At 38.5% G+C, this 17,268-nt stretch carries 17 protein-coding genes, 1 other RNA gene and 1 pseudogene; 12 read left to right on the top strand and 7 right to left on the bottom strand.

Features of this window, described 5'->3' with window-relative positions:
* Positions 1 to 38: 38 nt before the first annotated feature.
* Together ACOQO1_RS01020 and ACOQO1_RS01015 are read right to left on the bottom strand one after the other, a co-directional pair.
* A complete protein-coding gene (locus ACOQO1_RS01020) occupies positions 39 to 308 on the bottom strand; it encodes a hypothetical protein (protein ID WP_420601007.1) in 270 nt (89 codons plus the stop codon).
* 303 nt (positions 309 to 611) lie between these two features.
* Entirely contained in the window at positions 612 to 992 is a 381-nt protein-coding gene (locus ACOQO1_RS01015; protein WP_420601006.1) for a LysM peptidoglycan-binding domain-containing protein, read from the bottom strand.
* Positions 993 to 1,252: 260 nt separating this feature from the next.
* Here ACOQO1_RS01015 and rpsA point away from each other — a divergent pair, with 260 nt between their 5' ends.
* From rpsA to ACOQO1_RS00970, 9 genes are all read left to right on the top strand, one after another.
* Positions 1,253 to 3,091 carry a 30S ribosomal protein S1 gene (rpsA, locus tag ACOQO1_RS01010; RefSeq protein ID WP_420601005.1) on the top strand — a complete coding sequence of 613 codons (1,839 nt, stop codon included), beginning with the start codon at positions 1,253 to 1,255 and terminating at the stop codon, positions 3,089 to 3,091.
* A gap of 116 nt (positions 3,092 to 3,207) precedes the next feature.
* Positions 3,208 to 3,747 carry a bifunctional pyr operon transcriptional regulator/uracil phosphoribosyltransferase PyrR gene (pyrR, locus tag ACOQO1_RS01005; protein ID WP_420601004.1) on the top strand — a complete coding sequence of 180 codons (540 nt, stop codon included), beginning with the start codon at positions 3,208 to 3,210 and terminating at the stop codon, positions 3,745 to 3,747.
* Positions 3,748 to 3,753: 6 nt separating this feature from the next.
* Entirely contained in the window at positions 3,754 to 4,680 is a 927-nt protein-coding gene (locus ACOQO1_RS01000; RefSeq protein ID WP_420601003.1) for an aspartate carbamoyltransferase catalytic subunit, read from the top strand.
* Position 4,681: 1 nt separating this feature from the next.
* A complete protein-coding gene (locus tag ACOQO1_RS00995; RefSeq protein WP_420601002.1) occupies positions 4,682 to 5,014 on the top strand; it encodes a ribonuclease Z in 333 nt (110 codons plus the stop codon).
* A 111-nt stretch (positions 5,015 to 5,125) separates the two neighbouring features.
* The gene (locus ACOQO1_RS00990; RefSeq protein ID WP_420601001.1) at positions 5,126 to 6,031 is read left to right on the top strand and encodes a ribonuclease Z; all 906 of its coding nucleotides are present in this window, start codon (positions 5,126 to 5,128) and stop codon (positions 6,029 to 6,031) included.
* Positions 6,032 to 6,117: 86 nt separating this feature from the next.
* Complete coding sequence (pdxH, locus tag ACOQO1_RS00985) at positions 6,118 to 6,765, top strand: pyridoxamine 5'-phosphate oxidase (RefSeq protein ID WP_420601000.1); 648 nt, start codon at positions 6,118 to 6,120, stop codon at positions 6,763 to 6,765.
* A 25-nt stretch (positions 6,766 to 6,790) separates the two neighbouring features.
* The gene (locus ACOQO1_RS00980) at positions 6,791 to 7,282 is read left to right on the top strand and encodes a SixA phosphatase family protein (protein ID WP_420600999.1); all 492 of its coding nucleotides are present in this window, start codon (positions 6,791 to 6,793) and stop codon (positions 7,280 to 7,282) included.
* Positions 7,279 to 9,360, top strand: a complete 2,082-nt coding sequence (gene ppk1 / locus ACOQO1_RS00975; protein WP_420600998.1) for a polyphosphate kinase 1 — start codon at positions 7,279 to 7,281, stop codon at positions 9,358 to 9,360. Before ACOQO1_RS00980 ends, ppk1 begins: the two co-directional genes overlap by 4 nt.
* Before the next feature lie 12 nt (positions 9,361 to 9,372).
* A complete protein-coding gene (locus tag ACOQO1_RS00970) occupies positions 9,373 to 10,254 on the top strand; it encodes a Ppx/GppA phosphatase family protein (protein ID WP_420600997.1) in 882 nt (293 codons plus the stop codon).
* A 4-nt stretch (positions 10,255 to 10,258) separates the two neighbouring features.
* On the opposite strand, the gene ACOQO1_RS00965 is transcribed toward ACOQO1_RS00970, so the two are convergent.
* Both ACOQO1_RS00965 and ACOQO1_RS00960 read right to left on the bottom strand, forming a co-directional pair.
* Positions 10,259 to 10,840 (bottom strand): tRNA-(ms[2]io[6]A)-hydroxylase, encoded by a 582-nt coding sequence (locus tag ACOQO1_RS00965; protein ID WP_420600996.1) that lies wholly within the window; start codon positions 10,838 to 10,840, stop codon positions 10,259 to 10,261.
* 54 nt (positions 10,841 to 10,894) lie between these two features.
* Positions 10,895 to 12,634, bottom strand: coding sequence for a DNA polymerase III subunit gamma/tau (locus ACOQO1_RS00960; RefSeq protein WP_420600995.1), 1,740 nt, complete (start codon positions 12,632 to 12,634; stop codon positions 10,895 to 10,897).
* A 108-nt stretch (positions 12,635 to 12,742) separates the two neighbouring features.
* Between ACOQO1_RS00960 and rnpB the strand changes: the two genes are divergently transcribed.
* Positions 12,743 to 13,046, top strand: an RNA gene (gene rnpB, locus ACOQO1_RS00955) — RNase P RNA component class A.
* Between the two features lie 14 nt (positions 13,047 to 13,060).
* Here rnpB and ACOQO1_RS00950 read toward each other — a convergent pair.
* From ACOQO1_RS00950 to ACOQO1_RS00940, 3 genes and pseudogenes are all read right to left on the bottom strand, one after another.
* A pseudogene (locus ACOQO1_RS00950) lies at positions 13,061 to 13,576 on the bottom strand (RsmD family RNA methyltransferase); the annotation flags it as partial.
* Entirely contained in the window at positions 13,576 to 14,415 is an 840-nt protein-coding gene (locus tag ACOQO1_RS00945; RefSeq protein ID WP_420600994.1) for a DUF3822 family protein, read from the bottom strand. The gene ACOQO1_RS00945 and the pseudogene ACOQO1_RS00950, both read right to left, overlap by 1 nt.
* Positions 14,393 to 15,043 carry a hypothetical protein gene (locus ACOQO1_RS00940; RefSeq protein WP_420601272.1) on the bottom strand — a complete coding sequence of 217 codons (651 nt, stop codon included), beginning with the start codon at positions 15,041 to 15,043 and terminating at the stop codon, positions 14,393 to 14,395. Before ACOQO1_RS00940 ends, ACOQO1_RS00945 begins: the two co-directional genes overlap by 23 nt.
* Positions 15,044 to 15,237: 194 nt before the next feature.
* Between ACOQO1_RS00940 and ACOQO1_RS00935 the strand changes: the two genes are divergently transcribed.
* A complete protein-coding gene (locus ACOQO1_RS00935) occupies positions 15,238 to 16,671 on the top strand; it encodes an ATP-dependent DNA helicase (RefSeq protein ID WP_420600993.1) in 1,434 nt (477 codons plus the stop codon).
* 30 nt (positions 16,672 to 16,701) lie between these two features.
* Positions 16,702 to 17,265 carry a DUF4126 domain-containing protein gene (locus ACOQO1_RS00930; protein WP_420600992.1) on the top strand — a complete coding sequence of 188 codons (564 nt, stop codon included), beginning with the start codon at positions 16,702 to 16,704 and terminating at the stop codon, positions 17,263 to 17,265.
* The last annotated feature ends 3 nt before the right edge of the window (positions 17,266 to 17,268 follow it).

Genomic DNA, 17,268 nt, shown 5'->3' with positions numbered 1-17,268 from the left:
CCCTTGTTTTAGCTATTTAATTTTAGGTACGATTCCTTTTATCTATCTATAGCTGTTTTAAAAAGGTCATCTATTATGTTGTCATATTCATCTGAATCGAATTCCTTTTCAGTGACAAAATCATTAAAAGACTTACCTTTCATCCAATTAGGTTCCTCAAATGGATACCCTCCATATAATCCTAAAGACATATTGAACCTTATTTTACTCCCATGTACAGACATTTCATTGAATGATGAATGTGTTAACCACTCATTTAATCTTCTTTCAGCTTCTTGCTTGATTTCTAATTTTCTTTCTTTTGTCATAATGATTGATAATTATTGATTGTGTCAACTAAAAGGATGTGGTTAATATCCAACGATAAGTGAAGTTCCGCAATTTTCCTTTAAAACTCACTCTAAATTGACGAATGCATATTTTGAATTGACGGATTAAGAAATAGACTGTTTTATAAGTTCCTTTCCCTTTTAGGGAAAGGTGTCTGAAAGGCAGACGGAAAGGGTAGGGCATCTGTGGAATTGGTAAAACTCGTGTCCAAACCTTGACACAATAAAAAACGGCCGAGCATAAAATTACGCCCAACCGTTTGTATTGCATTAAAGTTACTTTTACAAGTTCGGAATCACCAAAACTTGATTAGGATGAATTACATCCGGATTCTTTAAGATATTGGTGTTCGCATCAAAGATTTTGTTGTACTTCATGGCATCTCCGTAGTAGTGCTTGGCTATTTTGCTTAGAGATTCACCACTTTTTACCGTATGTCTGTGGTAAACAGAATCATCAGAAACCGTAATATTTGCTTTAATATCACTAGGACTCTGTCCTCCAATTTCCTTGATTTTGTCCCAAATAACGTTTTTTTCGTACGGAGTATTTGCTTCACCTTTTATTTTTAAAACTCCACCTTCTTCAGAAACATCACCATTTTTAATGGCCAATTGCTGCCCTAAATCTAAAACTGCTTGGTATTTTGCCTTTGCGCTCATAATAATCTAAATGTATTTAATGGTTAATAGTAAGAAACAAGATATGCATAAAAGTCACATTTTACCTTAATTTTTGATTAATTCTTAAAACAGCGCAGCAAGAACCAAATAAGGGTTTGTAAAACAAGGAATTAATTGTATTTTTGCACTCCTTTTTGACAAAGCAACAAGAGGAAAAGGGAAAGAAAAACATCAATAACAACTTCCACGGGAATTGTTTAACTCTTGTAAAACTGTGGAATACAAATTTAAATCAGCAGATGGCTGAAGAAAAAGCAAACGTTGAGGTAGAAGAAACTACCGCAACAGTAGAAGTTAAAGAAGAAGTACAGACCCAACAAGATCCCCAAGAGTTTTTGGAAAATTTTGACTGGGATAAGTACGAAGAGGGTATTGAAAAAGTTGAAGACAGCAAACTAAACGAGTTTGAGAAGCTTGTTGAGGAAAATTTTGTGGATACTGCCGACGAAGAAGTAGTTGAAGGTACAGTGGTTCACATGACAGACCGTGAGGCTATCATCGACATCAATGCAAAATCTGAAGGGGTTATCTCTTTGAACGAGTTCCGTTACAATCCTGACCTTAAGGTTGGTGATAAAGTTGAGGTACTTATCGATATCCGTGAAGACAAAACTGGTCAATTGGTATTGTCACATAGAAAAGCAAGAACAATCATGGCTTGGGACAGAGTTAATGCTGCCCATGACAAAGAAGAGATTGTTCAAGGTTTTGTGAAATGCAGAACCAAAGGTGGTATGATCGTAGATGTATTTGGTATAGAAGCGTTCTTGCCAGGTTCACAAATTGATGTAAAACCTATCCGTGACTACGATCAGTATGTTGGTAAGACCATGGAGTTCAAAGTGGTTAAGATCAACCACGAGTTTAAGAACGTAGTTGTTTCCCACAAGGCCCTTATCGAAGCTGATATTGAAGAGCAGAAGAAGGAGATTATCGGTCAGTTGGAGAAAGGCCAGGTATTGGAAGGTATCGTGAAGAACGTTACTTCATACGGTGTGTTCATTGACCTTGGTGGTGTTGACGGATTGATTCACATTACAGACCTTTCTTGGAGCAGAATCAACCACCCGAACGAAGTTGTTGAGCTAGATCAGAAATTGAACGTTGTTATCCTTGACTTTGATGATAACAAGTCAAGAATTCAATTAGGTCTTAAGCAATTGGAGAAACATCCTTGGGATGCTTTGGGCGATGAGATCAAGATTGGTGATAAAGTAAAAGGTAAAGTAGTTGTTATTGCTGATTACGGAGCCTTTATTGAAGTTGCCGAAGGTGTAGAAGGATTAATCCACGTTTCTGAAATGTCATGGTCTACGCACTTAAGATCTGCACAAGACTTTGTAAACGTAGGTGATGAAGTAGAAGCTGTAGTATTGACCTTGGATAGAGAAGATCGTAAAATGTCTTTGGGTATCAAGCAATTGACGCCAGATCCATGGACAGATATTACTTCTAAATACCCTGTAGGTTCTAGACATAAAGGAATTGTTAGAAACTTCACCAACTTTGGTGTGTTTGTAGAAATGGAAGAAGGAATTGATGGATTGATTTACATCTCTGACCTTTCATGGACTAAGAAAATCAAGCACCCATCTGAGTTTGTAGCCGTAGGCGATACCTTGGAGGTTGAAGTATTGGAATTGGATGTTGAAGGACGTAAGTTGAGCCTTGGACACAAGCAGACTACTGAGAATCCTTGGGATAAATACTCTGAGGAGTTTGCCGAAGGTACAGTTCACAAAGCTGCCATTGCAGAAGTTGTTGACAAGGGAGCTACCGTTAATTTCAACGATGATATTGTAGGATTTGTTCCTTCACGTCATATGGAGAAAGAAGATGGTAAGAAACTGACTAAAGGTGAAGAAGTAGAATTCAAGATCATTGAGTTCAACAAAGACTTCAAGCGTGTTGTGGCCAGCCACACCGCAATCTTTAGAGAGCAAGAAGAACGCAATGTAAACACGGCTAAGAGAAAAGCTGCGGCTTCGGCAGACGAAGCTAAAACCACTCTTGGTGATGCCAACTCTCAATTGCAAGCATTGAAGGATAAAATGGAAGCTGATTCCAAGAAGAAGTAATCAGGTTTCATAAACAAAAAGAAAGCCCCACTGGTAACAGTCGGGGCTTTTTTATTGCATTAACCTTTTTAAAGAATTGTGTACTTTTGCATACAACTGAGTCGGTCGCATAGCAAATGAGTCAAAAAGTATTACTCTCCTCTAAAGAAATAAACATCATACTGCACCGGTTGGCTTGCCAACTTTTAGAGAACCATCTTGATTTTAGCAATACCGTTTTAGTGGGAATTCAGCCCAGAGGTGTTTTTTTGGCAGAACGGTTAACGAAGATTCTAAGGGAAGAATACAAGGTAAAGGACATAAAACTGGGCTTTTTGGATATCACCTTTTATAGGGACGATTTTAGAAGGGGAGAAAAAACCTTAGAGGCCAATACCACTAAAATAGACTTTCTTGTTGATGATAAAAATGTAGTGTTCGTTGATGATGTGCTATATACAGGAAGAAGTATTCGTGCTGCACTAACAGCTATTCAATCGTTTGGCAGACCATCGGATATTGAGTTGTTGACCCTGATAGATAGAAGGTTTAGTAGACATTTACCCATTCAACCCAATTACCGGGGCAGGCAGGTGGATGCCATTAACGAAGAAAAAGTGAAGGTGATGTGGGAAGAGAATGATGGTAAGGATATTGTGTATTTAGTAAGCAAATAAAATATAATGAGCGAATTAAGTGTAAACCACTTACTGGGAATAAAGTATCTGAACAAAAAAGATATAGGGCTCATTTTTGAAACTGCGGATCATTTTAAGGAAGTAATCAATCGTTCTATAAAAAAGGTTCCTTCCCTAAGGGATATTACCATAGCGAATATCTTTTTTGAAAACAGCACCCGTACCAAACTCTCTTTTGAGCTTGCAGAGAAAAGGCTTTCTGCGGATGTGATTAATTTTTCGGCCTCGCAATCATCCGTTAAAAAAGGAGAAACACTAATTGACACAGTGAACAATATCCTTTCCATGAAAGTGGATATGGTGGTGATGCGACATCCAAATCCCGGAGCGGGCATTTTTCTTTCAAAACACGTTAATGCCTCAATAATAAATGCTGGAGATGGGGCACACGAACATCCCACACAAGCTTTGTTGGATTCGTACTCCATCCGTGAAAAATTGGGTGATGTAGGAGGTAAAAATGTAGTGATTGTAGGCGATATCCTGCATTCCAGGGTTGCCTTATCCAATATTTTTGCCTTAAAACTGCAGGGTGCCAATGTAAAAGTATGTGGCCCCAAAACATTGATTCCCAAACATATTGAATCTTTGGGGGTTCAAGTGGAAACTAACCTTAAAAAGGCGTTGGAATGGTGCGACGTGGCCAATATGCTCCGTGTGCAGAACGAACGTATGGACATCAGTTACTTTCCAACAACACGTGAATACACCCAGCAATTTGGTGTAAACAAACAATTATTGAACAGTTTGGACAAACAGATTGTAATCATGCACCCTGGACCTATAAATAGGGGGGTGGAGATTACAAGTGATGTAGCAGACTCCAATCAATCCATAATCTTGGAACAAGTTGAGAACGGAGTTGCAATCCGCATGGCGGTAATTTATTTATTGGCATCAAAAATTAAGTAAAATGATTTTCGACAAAGAAGGAACAACAACCATTGTTTTCCAAGAAAAAATTTCACTTGCTACCTTCTTGGAAAATTTAAACAAAGCATATCCCAAATTAAAACATGACAATATTATTGTGAACCTGTTTTCATTCAGCAAACTTACTGCTGGTGATGTATTGGAGTTTTTACAGATTTCCAATGCACACAAAGCTTCCAATAAATCTTTTGTTCTGGTTACCAACAAGGTTTCTTATGATGAAATACCTGATGGAATCAGTGTGGTGCCTACCATTCGAGAAGCAAAGGATATTATTGAAATGGAGGAAATAGAGCGGGATCTGGGAATATAAATTTTAAATTGAGAAGTGTTGAATGTTAAATGGAGAAAGAATTGGTTTTGTAGTTACATCAGGTTTTCTTTTCAGAACCATCAACCAACAACAGTCAACCAATAATTTTAGATGAAGCTAACAATTCTCGGATGTTACTCCGCCACCCCTAGAACATTTACAAATCCTACTTCACAGGTTTTGGAGATTCGCAATCATCTTTTTTTAATAGACTGTGGAGAGGGTACCCAAGTGCAGCTAAGAAAGAACAAGATTAAGTTTTCCAGAATCAAGCATATATTCATTTCGCATTTGCATGGAGACCATTTTTTTGGATTGCCCGGACTCATTTCTACCTTCAGACTTTTAGGAAGGGAAACCGAAATGCATGTTTATGGCCCCAAAGGAATAAAAGAGGCCATAACATTGTTTTTAAAATTGGGAGATTCATGGACCAATTTCCCATTGATTTTCCATGAATTGGAATCCAAGGAATCTGAATTGATATTTGAGGATGAACAAGTAAGTGTGCATACTATTCCTTTGCAACACAGAGTGTACACAAATGGTTTCCTGTTCAAAGAAAAGCCGTTACCAAGGAAATTGGATATTGAAGCAGTTGCTGAACATAAAATTGATAGAAGTCAATACAACAATATCAAAAACGGTGCAGATGGAATCCTGAAAAATGGTGCAACTGTTCTAAACGCCGACTTAACAATTGATCCGCCGGCACCTAAAAGCTATGCTTTTTGCAGTGATACGTTATATAATGAAAGCATTTTACCGCTCATCAAAAATGTGGATACCCTTTATCACGAATCCACCTTTTTGGAAACAGAATCCAATCTGGGTAAAAAAACAAAGCACTCCACAGCCAAACAGGCAGCATTGATTGCCCAAAAAGCTGATGTAGGCAACCTTATTTTAGGACATTATTCCACACGGTACAAATCCATAGACCTTTTTAGGGAGGAGGCACTGCAGGTCTTCCCCAGCGTGGAATTGGCCGAAGACGGAAAATCTTTTGAGATATAATTCCAAAGAGACCAAAACAAAAAGCCTACAGTCTTTTTAATCTCCATTCTTTTGCTGAAATTTGAAGGAGATTAGACTGTAGAACTATGCAAAAGGACCTGAGCAATTATCGCAAATCATATGAAAAAAGTGCTCTGACGGAGGGTACCATTAAGGAAAACCCGCTGGAACAATTTCAAAAATGGTTCTATGAAGTGGAGGCCACGGATGGTCTGGATGAACCCAATGCCATGACCATTTCTACCATTGGTTTGGATGGATTTCCCAAAAACAGGGTTGTTCTGATGAAAAAATATACCCACGAAGGGTTCATCTTCTACACCAATTACTTAAGTGAAAAAGGAAAGGCGTTGGAAAAGAATCCTTCGGTATGCTTGTCCTTTTTTTGGCACACCTTAGAGCGTCAGGTAATCATAAAAGGCAATGCGGAGAAAATTGCTGAAAATCTTTCAGATGGCTATTTTGAGTCTCGGCCTTTGGGAAGTCAGCTGGGAGCCATAGTTTCTGATCAGAGCGAGGTCATTGAATCTAGGGAATTGTTGGAAGCAAAGCTGATAGCACTGGAAAAAGAACTGGAAGGAAAAGAAATTGAAAGACCAGAGCATTGGGGTGGTTATTTGGTACGTCCTATTTCTTTGGAGTTTTGGCAGGGTAGACCCAATCGACTTCATGATAGAATCCGGTATACTCTCCAGAAGGATTACAATTGGAAAATAGAGCGCCTTCAACCATAGGAGGTGCTTAAAAACTACAGATATTATGAAAACGGTAACCTTGGTAAGGCATGGAAAATCTTCATGGGATTATGATGTTTCGGATAAGGATAGGCCTTTAAAAGAAAGAGGAATCAATGATGCCCATTTAGTGACCAAAAAAGCCAATGAGAATAAATTTCAGGTGGATTTCGCCTATTCCAGTCCAGCAAACAGGGCCTTACATACCAGCATGATTTTTTTGAGAAATTTAGGTTTTGACTTTAATAAATTTCAAGTAAGGGAAGAGCTTTACGATTTTTCGGGACACAACGTAGAAAATTTTATTATGGGTTTGGGAGATGAAATTGATTCCGTTCTAGTTTTTGGACACAATTATGCCTTCACATCGCTTGCAAATACTTGGGGAGATCAGTATATTGACAATGTTCCTACCTCGGGTCTGGTGCAGATTAAGTTTAATGTGGAAGTATGGTCTAAAATCTCAAAGGGAAGCACGGAACAGATAATTTTTCCTAAACATTTGAAGAATAAATGATTAAAGTCAAAAACGAATACGTAAACAGGGAAATCAGTTGGTTGCATTTTAATGCAAGGGTACTTCAGGAAAGTGCAGATAAAAAGGTACCGTTAATTGATAGACTCCGGTTTTTAGGGATTTTCAGCAATAACCTTGATGAATTTTTTAAGGTGAGATATGCAACTGTAAAACGTATTGTTGATGCTGGAAAAAAAGGGAAAAGTGTATTAGGGGGAGAGAAGGCCAAGGATTTACTGGAAGAAATTACAAAAATTGTAATAGCCCAGCAGGCCAGGAGTCTAGAAATCTTAAACAGTATTGAAGAAGAACTGAAGGAGGAAAACATCTTTTTAATTGATGAAAATGAAGTCAGTGAAAGTCAAGCTGAATTCATAAGGGAATATTTTTTCAAAAAGGTGAACCAAGAGTTGATGACCATCATCTTGAACGACCTTACAGAGTTTCCGCTGTTAAAAGACACAGCTGCGTATCTAGCTGTTAAAATGGTGATGAAGAACGATGAGCATTCTACTACCAATGGAGAAAATAGATATGCGTTAATAGAGATCCCTAAAGGGATTGACCGTTTTGTGGTACTGCCCAAGGAGGGTGACAAGAATTACATCATTATTTTGGATGATCTTATCCGATTTTGTTTGGACAGCATTTTTACCATGTTCGAATTTGAGTCCATTTCGGCACATATGATTAAAATTACAAGGGATGCCGAACTGGATATTGATAATGATTTGACCAAGAGTTTTATTGAGAAAATATCTTCAAGTGTTGAGCACAGAAAAATAAGTGACCCGGTACGCTTTGTCTATGACAAAAGTATTGATAAGGATACACTTCAATTCCTGAAGGAGAAAATGAACATTGTGGATACCGATAGCGTTATTCCAGGTGGCAGGTATCATAACAGGCGCGATTACATGGGCTTTCCAAGTTTGGGAAGACAGGATTTAATGTACAAAAAGATTGAGGCCCTTCCTGTTAAGGGATTGAGTATGAAGGGGAGCCTTTTGGAGATGATTGCCCAAAAGGATTATCTTATTTACACTCCTTACCATACGTTTAGCTATGTGACCAAGTTTTTGCGCGAAGCTGCTCTGGACCCAAAGGTCAGAGCGATAAAAATTACCGTATACCGCCTTGCCAACGATAGCCAAATTGCAAGAGCCTTGATCAACGCTGTTAAAAATGGAAAGAAGGTAACTGTACAAATAGAATTGCAAGCACGTTTTGATGAACAGGCCAATATTGAATATGCCAATCAGTTACAGGCAGAAGGAATTAATTTGATTTTTGGAGTTCCCGGACTCAAGGTACACAGCAAGATTTGCTTGGTAGAACGCGAAGAGGCGGAAGGAATCAAAAGATATGGGTTTGTAAGTACGGGTAATTTTAATGAATCCACGGCAAAAATCTATACGGATTATACCTTGTTTACCGCTCACGAGGGAATTTTAAAGGAAATGGGGAGGGTCTTTGACTTTTTTGAAACCAATTATAAAATCAATAAGTACAAACACCTTGTGGTATCTCCGCATTATACCAAATCAACCTTTATCAAGCTGATTGACAATGAAATTGCCAATGCTTTGATGGGCAAAGAGGCATACATCAAAATTAAGATGAACAGCTTCACTTCTTATAAAATGGTGGATAAGTTGTATGAGGCAAGTAATGCCGGAGTTAAAATCCAGCTTATTATAAGGGGTATATGTTGCCTTGTGCCCGGAGTTGAGGGAATGAGCGAAAATATTGAGGCCATAAGCGTAGTGGACAAATTTTTGGAACATCCTAGATTGTTCATTTTTGGTAATGGAGGTGACCCTAAAATCTATATCTCATCTGCAGATTGGATGACCAGAAACCTTGACTTTAGAGTAGAAGTGGGTTGCCCCATTTATGATGGGGATATTAAACAGGAATTATTGGATACTTTCGATATTTCTTGGAGAGATAACCAAAAAGCACGAGTTTTTTCGGAGAAGCAGGACAATGCCTATAGAGAGCGTAACGAGGACGAACCTGAACTGCGCTCCCAATTCAAACTTTATGATTACTACCAACAAAAGTTGGAATCCTAAACCGTTTTTAGTTTGAAAATACGAAAATTTGCAGCCATTGATATTGGATCTAATGCCATTAGACTATTGGTCAATAACGTAATAGAGCAAGAAGATAAACCTACAATTTTCAAAAAGAGTGAACTGATCAGGGTTCCCGTACGTTTGGGAGAAGATGCTTTTATAAAGGGTCAAATCTCTAATGAAAGTTTGCAGCGATTAATCAAGGCTATGCAATCTTTTGATTTATTGATGCAGGTTTATGGAGTGGAAAAGTATATGGCCAGTGCAACATCGGCTTTAAGGGAGGCAAAAAATGGAAATGAAGTTGTTGAAACTGTTTTTAAGGAATCTGGGATAAAAATTGATATCATTGATGGTAAAAAAGAAGCAGAAATAATTGCTTCAACCGATTTGAAGGACCTTATTAAAAAAGACAGGTCTTATTTGTATGTGGATGTAGGCGGTGGAAGTACTGAGTTCACCATTTTTCATCGGGGAGATTTATCGGAATCCAAATCATTCAAAATAGGTACGGTTAGAATCTTGAACAACCTTGTTGATGAGTCGGTATGGAATCAGGTGGAGGAGTGGATATCCTCTCGTTTTCAGGACAATGGAAAGGTTGAAATTATTGGTTCTGGCGGAAACATCAACAAACTGCACAAAATGTCGGGTAGAAAAATGGGACAACCGCTATCTTTTATTTGGTTGAATGCCCAGTATCATTTTTTAAACAGCATGGATTATGATGACAGAGTCTCGGAATTGGGGTTGAATCAGGATAGGGCGGATGTGATTATACCTGCCGCAAAAATATTCTTATCTGCGGCTAAGTGGAGTGGTGCTAAAAAAATACATGTTCCCAAAATTGGTCTGGCAGATGGGATGATCAAAACGCTCTACTATCAATAAGCTTTTATCCGTGCATGGTCTCTTTTTTACCCAAATCCTGCATTAATTTGGCTTCATGTTCGAGCAATTGTTCCCACTTTTTATCCACCTCTTCTCTATTGCCATACTTCCTGGCGAATTTGAGGAACATGGTATAGTGGTTGGCTTCGCTGACCATTAAACTTCTATAAAATTCTGATAACTCGGAATCATCCAATTCTTCAGAGAGTAATCTAAAACGTTCGCAGCTTCTGGCTTCAATAAGTGCGGCATATAACAGTCTGTGAACCAAATGCGTTTCCCTACTTCCACCTTTAGGAAAGAACTTCATCAACTCAATAACATATTCGTCCTTACGTTCACGGCCCAATTTCAAGCCTCGTTCCAAGATTTTTTCATGTACCATGTTAAAATGGCCCATTTCTTCTCTGGAAAGGGCTATCATTTCCTTTACCAATTCAGATTTCTCAGGGAATCCTATAATTAAGGATATAGCCGTACTTGCTGCTTTTTGCTCACAGTAGGCATGATCTGTTAATATTTCCTCTATGTTTTTTTCAACGATGTTGACCCATCTGGGATCCGTTGGTAATTTGAGACCTAGCATAATCTGAAGCTTTAAAATGCAAAGATAGTATTCCAAAAAGGGAATATGGAATAATCAAAAATCTAGATCAAATTCTTTTCTAAGAATTTCAATAGCAGGGTTCTTTTCTTTGAGTTTCTCATATTTTTCCTCAGGCGTGAAGGCGAATTTTTTGGCAACCTCTTCGTTCACGGTTATGAACAGTGAGATGGAATAGTTGTTCAGTTGTTGCTTTAAATAATCCATCATCAGGCTTTGTTCCCTCTCCACTTCTTTTTTCATGGTACCGTTTGGGAGCTCGATCCAAATGGTATGTTGATCTTTAAGCTTGGGGATATCGGTTTGCAAATTGCTCGCCAATATTTTTCGGCCTTTTTTCTCCAGCTGCTGTACCAAATCGTTCCAATGGGTCTGCATATCTTCCTCGGTAAATGGTTCTTTGGGAAGTTCTTCGTGCGAAACGGCAGGAGTTTTTATGTTTTCATGTTCCTTTTTGGCCTTAATGCTGGACAAAGACAGCCCGGATACTCTGTTCTCAGGCGATTTCAGCTGGATTTTTTTGATAGGAGGCTCGGAAATCTCTTGTTCAATCTCTGGTGCGGGCGGAATTTCTTGCTCCGATTTTGGCTCTTGTGGCTCTGTACTGTATTGGCTTTTAGGCTCTTCAACAGCTGGTTTTTCTATGGGAGTACCGTTACTTTCCTTTTTAGTGCTAAAAAAAGAAGCTGGAATTATGGAATCAGCGTTTTTTTTTTCTCCATCAAAAGTGATAGAGGCCAATTTCATAAGGGTAAGTTCAACAAGCAAGCGTTGGTTTTTGCTGGTTTTATATTTTAAGTCACAATCATTGGCCAATTCAAGGGCTTTCAACAGGAAAGATTTGTCAGCTTTTTTGGCTTGCTCCTGATATTGTGTTCTTACGTCTTCTCCAACCTCCAGCAAGGCCAATGTTTCTTGATGTTGGCATACCATTAAATCTCTAAAATGGGATGCAAGTCCATTGATAAAATGATGACCATCGAATCCAAGGGAAAGGGTTTTGTTGAAAAGAATCAATAAATCAGGAATTTTGTTTTCCAAAATTAAATCGGTAGCCTTAAAATAGGTGTCGTAATCAAGAACGTTTAGATTTTCAGTGACCGCTTTTCTGGTCAATTGCTTACCTGAAAAACTTACGACCCTATCAAAAATGGAGAGCGCATCGCGCATGGCTCCATCCGATTTTTGGGCAATGATATGCAACGCACTTTCTTCAGCTTCAATACCTTGCTGCTCTGCAATGTATTTTAAATAATTGGCAGCATCCTTCACAGTAATTCGCTTGAAATCAAAAATTTGACAACGCGAAAGGATGGTTGGGATTATTTTGTGCTTCTCCGTCGTGGCCAAAATGAAAATAGCATGCTTTGGAGGCTCTTCCAAAGTTTTTAAAAAAGCATTGAATGCTGATTGGGAGAGCATATGCACCTCATCAATGATGTATACTTTGTATTTTCCAACTTGGGGTGGAATACGAACTTGGTCGATAAGGCTTCTTATATCGTCTACAGAATTGTTTGAAGCTGCATCCAACTCAAAGATGTTAAATGCAAAATCCTCATCTTCCCTTTCAGTGCCATCTTGATTTATTTTTTTTGCCAAGATTCGGGCACAAGTAGTTTTACCAACGCCTCTTGGGCCACAAAACAAAAGAGCCTGTGCCAGATGGTCATGGTCGATGGCATTAAGCAATGTATTGGTAATAGCCTCCTGACCAACAACATCCTTGAATGTTTGGGGGCGATATTTTCTAGCCGATACTATAAAGGGTTCCAAATCAGCAACTAATTTGCATTACTACAAATATAAAAATAGGAAACCGCAAAGCCGCTTAAGCTTTACTTTGTAAGCTACTTTTTATTAACAATTGGTTTACCTTTGCCGTTGGCAGGCCACCTTATCGCTGCAACTCTAAATTATTTGGAGTTGAAGAGGAAAGTCCGGACACCATAGTGCAGTATAGCGGATAACATCCGTCCGTTGAAAGACGAGGACCAGTGCAACAGAAAGCAAGTACAGTTAGGCTGTAGTGAAATCAGGTAAACTCTATGCGGTGAAACGTCATGTAAACCAATGTTTGAGGGCGGCACGTCCAAATTGGAGGGTAGGCGGTTGGAGCTTTTTGGCAACCAAAAGCCTAGATAAATGATAGGGCTAGACAGAATCCGGCTTATGGCCTGCCTTTTTTTCAAAAAAACTAAATACACTACCTCCGTACTTTCTATTTTCCACAAAATAGGAGTTATTGGAAAGATCTGTTTGATCGGAATGCTCTATAATCAAAACTCCGTCTTCCAGTAATAATTCCTTTTCAAAAACCAAATCTGCAATTGAGAGGAATCGGGTAGTATCAAAATTGTATGGGGGATCAGCAAAAATAATGTTGGCCTGTTCTTTAGTTCGTTCCAAAAATTTAAAAACATCAGATTTAATGGGTGTTATGGGGAAATCGAGCTCCTTTGAAGTTTTGGAAACGTATTGGGTGCAACCAGCAAAGCTGTCTACGGCAATGATTTCTCCTGCTCCCCTTGAGGCAAACTCAAAACTTATATTGCCAGTACCGGCAAAAAGGTCAATCACCTTTAAACCATCAAAATAAAAACGATTGTTCAAGATATTGAAGAGTCCTTCCTTGGCCATATCCGTTGTTGGCCTTACGGGAAGCTTTTTGGGTGCAAAGAGCCGTCTACCCTTATATTTTCCGGAGATGATGCGCATTACAAAGAGCTTAACACGGTAAAATCTATTGCTTTGTTGTCAGTTTGTTCTGTAGGGAGGGAAGCGCTATTGGGCACAAAAACTGAAACATGTTTTATGTACTGGTAACACAATGTATAGATTGGGTCATCTTCTTCAACAAGGCCAAATAGTTTTAAATGTACCTTTTCCAAATCTATTTGCAGTTGTTCCAGACTGAAGAGCAAGTAATACAGAAAATCTTCCTTGGTCTTGTATTCAAAATGGTTGTAAAAACGGAATTTTTTATCTGAAATGACTACCAATTCCATTTCACGTTCAGATAGCTGTACGAAACAGGTTGGCTCTATCGAGGCTCTGTTCTGGTTAACAAGGGATGCTATTAAAACTGTTCCGTTGTGTTTAAATTCAAACTCGCCAAAGAGGTCAAAGATATAATTGTTTACGTTGGTGAAAGGTACATAAACATTGATCATATCATGATGTGCAATCTCATCATAAGCAATGAGATCATTGGCCATTATCTTGGTATTGAATTTTAAGTAATTGGCTAGTTCCTCCTTATGAAAAAGTGCTTTGGGCACCAGACTAAACATATTGTTTTTGTGGATAACAACTATCTCTGAGTATTCGCCGGCCTCTATATTGCCCTTGTTTAAAACCGACTTAAGCTCTTTAAGCAATAAGTAGGGGGTTAAGGCTGTTTCAAAAACCGTTCTTTCAAAAGCCAATATTTTATTGGAAATAGTATCTAAAACACAAAAAGAAAGTCCATTCAAGCCAACTTGAATGGACAATTTTTTAAAAGAGTTACTATCTGTACTGAAGTCCTCTATACTAGTTGTTCTTTTTTCTGTCATAGATTGGAGGCCAGTTTCCGTTTGTACTTACATCTGTAAGTGAGCCAACCTTGATTTCTGTACCATTGACTTCCTCCACACTTTGGTGCGCATTTTCTCTTGCTACCAAATCGGCAGGCTGGTCATAGAGCACCACATCCTTCTTTATTTTGGCTTCAAAAACAGGAGCTTTATATCCACTTTTATCAATAATGTCAGCTTTCATTTCAAACTTTTCACCACCTTGGGCAAAAGGAACTTCCATCATAGATTTGTAACGGTCACTATTTTTAAATAGAGAATCCTTCACCTTTATAAAACCTAAAGTGTCTATGATCACCGTATCTTTTTGTAATTCTATTTGGTACACTTTGTCATAACGCATGAAAGAAGAATCTCTCTGCTGGGTAATGGTATAGCTCCCCGTATCCACAAACTTGATCAAGTTATTGAAGTTACCTGCAAATCGCCCATTTACGGTTTTATAGGCATCCTGGGCATCCCTAATATCTTTAAGTTTGGCAATAACTTGCGAAAATCTTTCCTTTCTAACCTTTTTAAACTCAATGGGGGCATTGATTGATTGATAAATTTTATAACCCAAGAAAATACTCAAAAGACCAAAGGCAATAACTAGGATTGGCTTTATCTTTTGTGGCAAAAATCTATCAATTAAGAATACCAAGCCTATGGTCAAAAGGCATATAACTAAAACGATAAGGATTAAATTTAACATACTAATATTGTCTTTCTGAATTAATTTAGCGGTTACTGACAAATCTACAATTTTTTTTTAATCACGAAACTTTTTGCTTTAAAAATCCATGCTATCTTTAGAAGCTTATGAACAACCCTACACCATCTGGATTTTTAGCTATTCTGACCGAGAAGTTTCCGCACGACCCTACCAGTAAACAAGGAGAAGCTTTAGAAAAGTTATCCAGGTTTATTTTGAACAATAAAAAGGAAGAAGTGTTTCTTCTAAAGGGATTTGCAGGGACTGGCAAGACCACCATAGTAGGAACCATTGTAAGCAGTCTTTGGAAAATAAAAATGAGCGCCGTGCTAATGGCACCTACAGGAAGAGCAGCCAAAGTAATGTCGGTGTATTCTGGAAACAAGGCATTTACCATCCATAAGAAAATCTATTTTCCCAAGAAACAATCTGGGGGAGGCATCCAGTTTGTTTTGGCACCTAACAAGCATAGGAATACACTTTTTATTGTAGATGAGGCCTCTATGATTCCGGATACCCCCGCGGATTCCAAACTTTTTGAAAATGGCTCACTTTTGGACGACCTTATGTATTATATATATTCCGGTCACAATTGTAAGCTATTGTTGATAGGCGATACAGCCCAGTTACCCCCAGTAAAATTGGATTTGAGCCCAGCCTTGGAAGAACAACGTCTTTCCTTAAACTATAATAAGGAAGTGGAGGAGCTGGAGTTGGACGAGGTGATGCGCCAAACTGAGGATTCTGGAATTTTGTATAACGCTACTCATCTCAGGGAACAGTTACAATCCCATTTTTTTGAGGACTTTAAGTTCGACATTGACCCATTTAAAGATATTGTCAGGTTAATAGATGGCTCCGAAATCCAAGAAGCCATTGATTCATCGTACAATCAAAATGGAAAAGAAGAAACAGCAATCATTGTACGCTCTAACAAAAGAGCAAACCTTTATAATCAAAATATAAGAGAGCGAATTCTATTTTTGGAAAATCAGATTGCAGTTGGGGATTATATGATGGTGGTGAAGAACAATTATTTTTGGTTGAGGCCAAATTCGGAGGCTGGTTTTATTGCCAACGGTGATATCATTGAAATACTGGAACTCTTCGCCATCAAAGAATTATACGGTTTTTCTTTTGCTGAAGTAAAGGTGAAAATGGTGGATTATCCCAACCAAAGACCTTTTGAAACTGTTTTGTTGTTGGACACTATCAATTCGGAAACACCTTCGCTTTCTTATGAAGAAGGTAATAGATTGTATCAAGAAGTTCTTCAGGATTACGCTCATGAAAAATCAAAGTATAAGAAGTTTCTTGGGGTAAAGAACAATAAGTTTTTTAACGCTTTACAGGTAAAATTCTCTTATGCCATTACATGTCACAAATCGCAGGGTGGGCAATGGAATGCCGTTTTTGTGGAACAGCCCTATTTGCCCAATGGGGTGGACAAAGATTATTTACGTTGGTTGTATACCGCGGTTACAAGGGCTAAGGAAAAACTATTCTTGATAGGATTTAAGGATGATTTTTTTCTTGACTAGGAATATTTTATTTTAGACAAAACCATTAACATGTCACCAGATACCATTATTAGCATTTTTTTAGGGATAGGTTTGGCCGCTTCTGTTGGTTTTAGAGTGTTTTTGCCACTTTTCGCCTTGAGTTTGGCAGCCTATTTGGGTGTTTGGGGGCTTAACGAGAGTTGGCAATGGATAGGGAGCGTAGCTGCATTGATTACCTTTGGGATTGCCACCTTGGTGGAAATCTTCGCCTATTTTATTCCTTGGGTAGACAATGCACTGGATAGTATTGCTGTACCACTTGCTGCTATTGCAGGAACCGCGGTGGTGGTATCTACCGTGGCAAATTTGGACCCTGTGGTGACATGGTCGTTGGCCATTATTGCGGGTGGCGGAACGGCAACAGCCATAAAAGGAGCAAATGCAGCAGGAAGATTAACATCTACGGCAACAACCGGAGGAGTGGCAAATCCAATGGTATCAACCATTGAAACTGGAACGGCTGTAGCAGTATCAACAGCCTCCATATTGGTTCCTCCAATTGCCGCTATCTTAGTTATCATAATTTTGGTTGTCATATTCAGAATTTATCGCAAATTGCGACCCAAAAAATAATTT

The sequence above is a fragment of the Flagellimonas sp. genome (genome assembly GCF_965222555.1).
GTDB lineage: Bacteria > Bacteroidota > Bacteroidia > Flavobacteriales > Flavobacteriaceae > Flagellimonas.
The sequence above is the reverse complement of the archived record's forward strand: the minus strand, read 5'-3'. Positions and strand labels throughout refer to the sequence as shown.